General features: G+C 43.3%; 4 protein-coding genes. 3 read left to right on the top strand and 1 reads right to left on the bottom strand.

What is annotated here, in order from left to right:
* The first annotated feature begins 754 nt into the window (after positions 1–754).
* On the top strand, positions 755–1,528 hold the full coding sequence (locus tag ACOJTG_RS18295; RefSeq protein WP_420155139.1) for a response regulator: 774 nt from the start codon (positions 755–757) through the stop codon (positions 1,526–1,528).
* Between the two features lie 147 nt (positions 1,529–1,675).
* Complete coding sequence (locus ACOJTG_RS18290) at positions 1,676–3,379, top strand: histidine kinase dimerization/phosphoacceptor domain -containing protein (protein WP_420155138.1); 1,704 nt, start codon at positions 1,676–1,678, stop codon at positions 3,377–3,379.
* A gap of 40 nt (positions 3,380–3,419) precedes the next feature.
* Here ACOJTG_RS18290 and ACOJTG_RS18285 read toward each other — a convergent pair whose 3' ends face one another.
* Positions 3,420–4,883, bottom strand: a complete 1,464-nt coding sequence (locus ACOJTG_RS18285; RefSeq protein ID WP_104710849.1) for an MFS transporter — start codon at positions 4,881–4,883, stop codon at positions 3,420–3,422.
* A 115-nt stretch (positions 4,884–4,998) separates the two neighbouring features.
* Here ACOJTG_RS18285 and ACOJTG_RS18280 point away from each other — a divergent pair, with 115 nt between their 5' ends.
* The gene (locus tag ACOJTG_RS18280; RefSeq protein WP_420155137.1) at positions 4,999–6,201 is read left to right on the top strand and encodes a THUMP-like domain-containing protein; all 1,203 of its coding nucleotides are present in this window, start codon (positions 4,999–5,001) and stop codon (positions 6,199–6,201) included.
* Positions 6,202–6,246: the final 45 nt, after the last annotated feature.

Below are 6,246 nucleotides of genomic sequence, written 5' to 3'. Positions count from 1 at the left end.
TCTTAACTGCCACCACCCGGATGTTTACCTACATTTTACTAATTCTCAATTCCTAAGCCTGTATACTTGTATCACTTTCTAACCGAAATTCCGCCAAAGGTATTTTTGACAAAGCATTCTAAATGATACAGAGCTCAATTGAGTATGTTTTGAAAATGATCCTTAATTCCGGTTTGAATTAACCCATGCATGATACTCTGAGTGAAAGGGTGAGGTTTTTTATAAGAGGGCAAACGAGTAAAAAGCTGAGCCCTTTCAACTAGAGTATTGCATAGTAAGTAAGATTAGGCCTTCAACCCAAGCTAATCGTTACGTATAGACTTCCGGCAAAAATGCCCTAGTAACAGTGTCTCCCCTTAGTATCTGATTGACAGTTTAAATGCTTGCCTATGACTGCTACCCGTTGTCCGTACTGCAAGGCCACTGACATAGAACGCCGCCGTCGTCCTGCACTGGTTCGCACTGTATTTTTTTTCATCCCCTTTAAATGGTTCCTTTGTTTAAGGTGCCGACGCTTTTTTACCCGCCTATAAGTGATTATTTTTTGTAACATTATGAGCATGAAACGGGGCCCATTCGGTCCCGTTTATTAGTTTTACACCACTAGGAAAAGGGTTAATGATTTATAGATAATTAATAGAAATATAATTTATTAGGATAGATTAGTAGTCCGTTAAGTAGTAGCAAGGAATTGTAGTAGTAAATACTCTTTTTTGTTCCAGTTTTATTATTTGTTTAGCAAACATTAACTAGTATGTCTGAAAACCAAATCCGCGTATTGATTATTGAAGATGAAGCAGTATTAGCGATGGATTTGTGTGATACTCTTGAAGCCGAAGGTTATGAAGTAGTCGGAATGGCTAATAACGGTCGGCGAGCTCTGGAAATCTATCAGAAAAATCAGATTGATTTAATACTGTGTGATATTAATATTAAAGGAGAATGGGACGGTATCGAAACCATTAATCATCTTTTAGCTTTTCGTCTGGCTCCCATTATTTATATTACTGCTTTAGCCGATAAAGAAACCCGTGATCGAGCCAAACTTACCTATCCAGCCGCGTACCTTTTCAAGCCTGTCAGTACAGCAAATCTGAACATTGCCATTGAACTGGCAATTCAAAATTTCCCCATTCGAGAAGGTAACAATCCGTACAAAGACGCCGCAAAGGCAACGGATAAAGACACGTTATCCCGCGAAGTTATTCTAAAAATAGAACAATCTATTTTTATCAAGCACAACTACCAGTTTGTTCGAATTGACGCGGCAGATATTCTGTACCTTGAAGCTGACAATACCCATACTACCATAGTAACCAACGAGCGGAAATACTCCATCCGACTAACGCTAAGTATGACCCTACACCGATTGGCGATTGACAAGCTTATACGCGTGCACCGATCCTATGCTCTGAATATTCGTAAGATCAAGAGTTTTAATGAGCGGGAAGTGACAGTGGAGACATTCGCTATTCCGCTGGGAAGACAATATAAAGATGAATTTATGCGGATCTTTCAGATTCAGTAATCAAAATTATTCTACCTCTATCTCCCGCCAAAAATGTCTTTTTTGAGAGTAATACTTATTCTTTGTCTTGGAAGTATATCACTTGCCGGGTGGGCCCAATCATCGGTTGTCCAACCCTACCAAGAATATTTAAAAACAATCGAACATTTGTCGGCCAAAGCTCAGTTTGATTCACTATCTGAGTATGAAAGTGAAATGCGGAATCATACGCAATTTGCTGATGCAAAAATGGCTATTGAAGCCTTAGTCAGTATCGCCGAAAAAACGAAGGATTCTGTTCTCTTGTCACGGGCTTATTTCTCCTTCGGTATGCTTGAGATGGATAAAAGTAATCCAGCTAATGCCATTTTATATTACCAGAAAGCACTAGATATTTCCAATCGTATCAAACATGTAAAAAAGCAAACGATCATGCTGGATTACATTGGATTTGCTTATGTTTCATTAAAGGAATACGTAACGGCTGAAAATTATTTTAATAAAGGATTAAAACTGGCTGAACAGATTAAAGATAAAGAAATGATTGGTCAGTTTAATATGGAATTGGCTACAGTAGAGGACATGCGAAAAAACTTTTCTAAAGCCCTTCAGTATAATCAGAAAGCTTTAGACTATTGTGAAGATGAGACCAAAAAAAGTACGATTCTGCTCAATAGAGCCATTATCTACAAAAATGCGGGTCAATACGAAGAGTCCGAAAAAACGTATCTGGAATGTCTACGGCTCGCGGATAAATTAAAAATGGATTACCTAAGAGGATACGTTTATCTGAATTATCCCAACACACTAATTAAATTAAACCGAATCGACGAAGCTGAAAGGTACGCTCAGAAAGCTTTAGTCTGGTCGAAAGATAAACCGGAAAAATATCGTTTTTACGTCGAAATATACGATATCTTAACGCGTATTGCTGAACAACGGAATGAGTACAAGCAAGCATTGAATTTTCATAAGGAATGGGTAGTCGCCCGGGATAGTGTAACTAATTTCGATAAAAGACAAGAACTGGTAGACGCTGAAACCCGCTTTCGTACTGAAGAAAAAGAGCTAGAGATTAAGAGATTAGACGAAGAAAATGAATTAAAGTCCCGGCAGTTCTGGTGGTTACTGGGAGGAATGAGTATTCTGCTCTTGTTGCTGGTCGTAGCGTCCGTACAGTATCGAATCATTCGCAAGGGGAATCAACAACTAGAGAAGACAAACCGAGCCTTATCGGAGCGAAATACGATCGTTAGTGAACAATCGGAACAACTCAAAAACCTGATGAAGGAACTGCACCATCGGGTAAAGAATAATCTTGCTATTGTTTCCAGTTTGTTGCGGTTGCAATCAACCCGACTGGAAGATGAAGGAGCCGTACGAGCCGTTCGGGAAGGGCAGCAGCGGGTAGAAGCCATGTCGTTGATTCACCAGCGTTTGTACGAAAGTGATAACGTAACGAAGGTCAATATGAAAGAGTATATTCATGACCTTGTACAGGGTTTATTCTATGCGTACGGATTTAAGGAAGAAAACTTTGATCTGGAAGTAGATATTGTATCCGTAGAGCTGGATGTAGAAGTAGCGGTACCCCTGGGATTAATCATGAATGAAATTATTACCAATGCCTTTAAACATGCCTTTGATCAGATTTCAAAACCCAGCTTGAGTATCATTCTCAACGAAACCGATCAATTGCATTTAGAGATTAAAGATAATGGTCCGGGTATCGATATGAATGCCTGGAAAAAACCTACCGGCTCGTTTGGTAAGCGGTTGATTTTGTTACTAAGCGAACAGATTGGTGCGATTCTGAATGTACGCAATGAAAACGGTACTCGGTTTGATTTAATCATGCCCGTACAAGAGTAAAAGAAACGTCCCTGCTATCTAGCAGGGACGTTTCTTTTAATTAATCTTCCAACCGTTTACCCGCTGTTTCTTTAATGTAAATCATTCCCACTATAAAGGTCATGGCCGTCAGGAAAATTGGGTAATAAACGCCGGCAAATTTTGAGCCAGTTAAACTACCCAACCAAGTCGCTACAAAGGGTGAACAGCCGCCAAAAATACCGTTGGCGACGTTATAAGGAATGGAAAGCGACGTGTACCGGATTTTAGTTGGAAATAATTCTACTAAAAAGGCGGCAATCGGTCCGTAGGCCATGGTAGCGAATAGTACCTGGATGAAAACCAGCAAGCCTAACAACCAGAGGGTTTGCGTGGGCAGACGGACTTCCGTTCGTTCATCTACTTGTTGATTAGGTAGTTTTACGGTGGTCTGAGTAATCACTTTCCCATCTTCAAAGGTGGTTACTTTCGAAGTATCCTTAATTACGGTCTGAAGAATCGTACCGCCATTTACCAGTCGATCCATACCTTGGTAGAGGGGATACAAAAACAGACTAGCTCCCAACAGTCCGGCCATCATCACTTTCTTCCGGCCAATTTTATCCGATAAGGCACCAAAGATGACGAAGAAAGGCGTAGCACAGGTTACGGCAATGGCCATGACGGTTTGAGCCGAACCGTACTCGACATTCAGAATTTTCGTGATGAAAATCTGAGCGTAAAACTGACTCGTGTGCCAGATGGCACCCTGTCCAATGATGGCCCCAAACATCGCAATCAGCATGAGTTTGACGTTGTCACGGCTCTTGAAACTATCACGGAGGGGTGTTTTGGATAGATTTCCTTCTTTTTTGAGCTTAGCAAACGCGGGCGATTCATCCATGTTTCGCCGGATGAAGTAAGAGAGTACTACCAAAGCACCCGATAAAGCGAAAGGCAATCGCCAGCCCCAGTCATTGAACGCTGATTTACCGAGGGTATACTGACAACCCAAAATCACCAGAATGGATACGAAGAAGCCAATGGAAGCCGTCGTTTGAATGAAGCTGGTATAACGTCCCCGTTGGTTATCAGGCGAGTGTTCGGCAACATAGGTCGCCGCTCCGCCGTATTCACCACCCAAGGCCAATCCCTGTAAAACGCGTAAAACCAGTAATAAAACGGGAGCCATCAAGCCAATGGAAGCATACTGAGGAATAAAGGCAATGGCGAACGTACTGCCGCCCATGAGCACCAGCGTCACCAGAAACGTGTACTTGCGGCCAATCATATCGCCTAATCGACCAAATACGACCGCTCCGAAGGGACGGGCCACAAAACCGGCTCCGTGCGTTGCCAGCGTACTCAAGAAAGCAGCGGTAGGGTTGTCCGGGGGGAAAAACTTAGTGGAAATAATGGCGGCTAGACTGCCAAAAATGTAGAAATCGTACCATTCGATGACTGTACCGGCCGAAGAGGCAAAAATCACTTCCCACAATCGACGCTTCGTAACGTTTGGGCCGTTTGGTAAACTTTTGGTTTGCATGAATAGAGGTTTAAGAAATACTAGAGGCTGCGTTTTTCCCAAAATAATGTTATTTCGTTGAATATTGGATGTAAAAGCCCCGATTGGTCGCTGATTTACGTCTGCTTTTTATCTTATGTCACTGATTACCACTCTTACCCGACCCGAAGTTCAGGCGTTTATTCAGCAGCACCAGAATGACGACTGGCAGAAATTACTGCTCGGAGCTTCCCGTTACCCGGAACTGCCCATTCGGGAAATAGCCCAGCAGATTCAATGCGGCCAGAAAGCCCGGACTAAATTGCCCCATTGGGCCGCCCAACCGGGCGTTCTTTTTCCGAGTATACTTTCGCTGGAACAATCTTCTTCCGAACGAACCGCCCGCTGGAAGGCGAACCTCATGCGGGGCGATCGGTACGCCGATTTAACGGGGGGGATGGGCGTCGATTTCTGGGCAGCCAGTGCCCGATTTAAGCAGGCTACGTACTGCGAACAGCAAACGGAATTAGCCGAGTTGACGGAATACAATTTTAGTCAGTTAGGTAGGAATGAGGGCATTACGTGGGTAAGGGGAAACGGAATGGACTGGCTCGAACAAAGTACCGAAACTTTCGACTGGCTTTATCTGGATCCGGCTCGTCGGGACCGCAGCAGTCAGAAAGTCGTTCAGTTAGCCGACTGTGAACCGAATGTACTGGAACATAAAGATTTATTGCTGGGCAAAGCAGCCAATGTACTGGTGAAAGTGTCACCTATGCTGGACATCGATCTGGCAGTCAGGCAATTGAATTGCGTAGCTAATGTTTACGTAGTAGCCGTGGATGATGAGGTGAAAGAATTGTTACTGCATCTGCGGAAGGTACCGCAAGAGCCTGAAATTACGGCGGTACACTTGTTACGGAACGGGCAGGAGCAGCAATTCTCCTTCCGGAGATCAGAAGAACAGTCGTATACCGCTCCTTTTTCTCAACCCCTGACGTACCTCTATGAACCCAATGCGGCTCTGTTGAAAGCCGGAGCGTTTAAACGAATCGCTCAAGGAGGTTTGTATAAGTTGGCTCCGAGTAGTCACCTGTATACGTCGGAGGCTCTCGTACCCGATTTTCCGGGTCGAACGTTTCGAATGATGGCTGTAACGAAAGCAGATAAAAAAGAGATTCGCCGATGGGTGCCCGAAGGAAAAGCGAACCTGACGGTACGTAACTTTCCCATGAGCGTCGCGGATCTCCGTAAAAAGCTTAACCTGAGTGAAGGGGGCAATCAGTACTTATTTGCTACCAGTGATCAGCGGCAAAATAAGCTTATCCTGATCACGGAAAAAGTACAGACCACACACTAAGTATTTTTATTTAATCTTTTCGTACCGATTGTTTTTTAATATACA

The organism is Siphonobacter sp., from assembly GCF_048595215.1.
Classification (GTDB): Bacteria; Bacteroidota; Bacteroidia; order Cytophagales; family Spirosomataceae; genus Siphonobacter.
Note: the sequence above shows the minus strand (reverse complement) of the source record. Positions and strands in the feature narration are given on the sequence as shown.